At 34.2% G+C, this 2,409-nt stretch carries 4 protein-coding genes; 1 reads left to right on the top strand and 3 read right to left on the bottom strand.

Features of this window, described 5'->3' with window-relative positions; translation table 11 throughout:
* The coding region (locus GSY74_RS03130) for a DUF1131 family protein (RefSeq protein ID WP_164663656.1) at positions 1 to 589 on the top strand (589 nt) is incomplete at its 5' end.
* Between the two features lie 155 nt (positions 590 to 744).
* Here the strand turns inward: GSY74_RS03130 and GSY74_RS03125 are convergent.
* The 3 genes from GSY74_RS03125 to GSY74_RS10785 form a co-directional block, all read right to left on the bottom strand.
* A complete protein-coding gene (locus tag GSY74_RS03125; protein WP_164663655.1) occupies positions 745 to 900 on the bottom strand; it encodes a type II toxin-antitoxin system Phd/YefM family antitoxin in 156 nt (51 codons plus the stop codon).
* Positions 901 to 1,229: 329 nt separating this feature from the next.
* Entirely contained in the window at positions 1,230 to 2,204 is a 975-nt protein-coding gene (locus GSY74_RS03120) for a CapA family protein (protein ID WP_164663654.1), read from the bottom strand.
* A partial coding sequence (locus tag GSY74_RS10785; RefSeq protein WP_223157447.1) for a hypothetical protein occupies positions 2,204 to 2,409 on the bottom strand: 206 nt, incomplete at its 5' end. The genes GSY74_RS03120 and GSY74_RS10785, both read right to left, overlap by 1 nt.

Here is a 2,409-nt window from a genome sequence, read left to right as displayed (position 1 = left end):
TAGGCGTATAGAGGAGTTGGCTGATATTGCACATGCGTCTATTAAGCGTATTACAGGTAAATATGCTTCTAAAAATGGTGATTTGGAGATTGGCTATTCGGAGGGAATGCTCTTTTTTGAACTACTCGTTGTTAACGATAATGCACACACAGGTGAAGCAGAGGGTGAGCTTGTACTAAAAGGTAACACGGCTCTCTTTAGTAGCAAAGAACCAGAGTGTGAATTGGCGTTTAAATTTTCTGATAAAGAGGTAACACTTACCCAAAAGGGTGGTTGTGGAATGGGGCTGAATGTCACAGCTACGGGTCTCTATAAGTCAATGACCGAAGCCAATGCTCGTTTGGTAATTGGCAAAGTGGGTGATAGTATGGAGTCACTGTTTTATGCTAAGAGTGAAACTATTTATAAAAAGTATTGCGATGCAGGAGTAGAAGAGAATTCGGGGAACATTATATGTAAAGCTCGAAACAGATCAGGAGAGGATAGTTCTCATATCGTTCATATTTTCTCAGGAGAGTATGGTGGGGCTGATGGAATGCTTCCTCCATTGTCTGTGGCAAAGAAATTTACAATATTGTCAACCAATTAAAATTCTTTTCATTGCGTAACAGAGAGTTACGAAATTTTAAAATTTTAGGAATTTTAGGGTCTGATGATGAAAGCAAACTTTTTACTTAGCCTCTGAAAATATTTAACATTTTATGTTCTTTTATGCTAAAATACTAAACCTCAAAAAAGGAAACTTCATGGGTGACAAAGATTTGAAGGTTCAACATAAGAGACCAATTTAGCTTTTGCTTTTCCTCGATAAGTTATCAAAATATCTTCGCCTTTACTTAACATATCAAAAAGCATAGAGATATTAAATCTTAAATCTGTTGCTGTTACTGTTACTGTCATGCTTATCCTTTGTAGTTTATATTTAAAGTATATACTATATTATCTTGATTTACACTTATCTCTACTCATCCACCTCAATAGCAAAATTAATCCTCTCTAGTAATTTAACTGTTGAATATAAATACCATCAAGTAAAGCAGGATAAAGCTTTACCTCTTTATCAATACCTTTAGACAATTTATCTCTTGCCATTTCTAACTCATACTTATTTTGAAGATTGATTATGCTACCCCAAAAGTCAAGACAACTTTATGAAGCATTGCCGTTTTGTTAACGATTTGCAGAAATATATCTTCTTAGTGGACACTTAAACTTACTCATTTTTTACCTTATTTATTTATCAAACTTTTTAAATGACCCATATTAGGAAGCTTTGGATTACGAATAAATCGCCTAAACATAGCTTTTTTATTATGAAAAGAGAGTTTTTTCTGAAAATTTTCTCTTGAATTAGGAAGCCACTTTGGGATAGTAAAATCACTTCTACTCACAACTCCATCTTCCAGAACAACCGTAAAAAAATCTACTTCAAAATTCTTATCAAGTGTCACAACCATAGACCTGCGATGCTCTATCTCCTGTTTTTTGATTCGTCTTGCTGTGAACTTCTCTCCATCATGTCGTGTAGGTATATCCAAATCTGAAAATATAAAATTACCTAAACCATAGAATATATGTTTATCCTTATATATCTCATGGCTCTGTATCACATGTGCATGGTGACCGATAATAATATCTGCACCTGCATCTATCAAACTATGGGCTATCTCTCTATCAGAGAATCTTGGAAAAGGAATCTCTTGAACTCCCCAGTGTGGTTGTACAACTATGAAGTCCACTTCCAGTTTCAATAACTCTATATCCAAAATCATACTTTCCAGTGCCAATATAGCACTTCCATTGCTATTATCATCACCAAAAACAGGATGTGTTGAGGCACAACTGTAGCCAAATAGACCAATCTTTTTACCTGCAAACTTTATAATGGATGGATTATTGAAGTTCTCTCCTTTTAGACCTGCACCAAAAAAAGGGATAGATTGTATCTCCAAAGAGGCTTTGGTTTTGGCAAATGCCTCCTCTCCAAAATCCATTATATGATTATTGGCTAGAGATACAGCAAGAGGTATGGATTTGAATGTCTCTGCTATATATGAGCTATCTTGACATATATTTACCTTATGTAGAGCAGGAGTTCCCTCACATGAGAGTGGGCTTTCGAGATTGAATACAAATTTGTCTATCTCAAAATCTATCTTGTATGCTTTGTCTAAAACTGTATCACCAAAAAAACTTAACTTCACTATTGACCTCTGATTTTATAATATATATATCCCATAAATATGAGATTGTGGATAACACTTACTATCGTAAATAGTACTACTGATGCAATATATGAGTCAAAAAAGTAAAAACCACAATAGATTGATAAGACTCTAGCAATGGTAGTTACTATCTGTAGTTGAAGAAGCTTTTTTTGGAGACTTAAAATATTGTATATCATAGATG

Source organism: Sulfurovum sp. bin170 (assembly GCF_010892395.1).
In the GTDB taxonomy this organism is placed as follows: Bacteria; Campylobacterota; Campylobacteria; order Campylobacterales; family Sulfurovaceae; genus UBA1140.
Note: the sequence above shows the minus strand (reverse complement) of the source record. Positions and strands in the feature narration are given on the sequence as shown.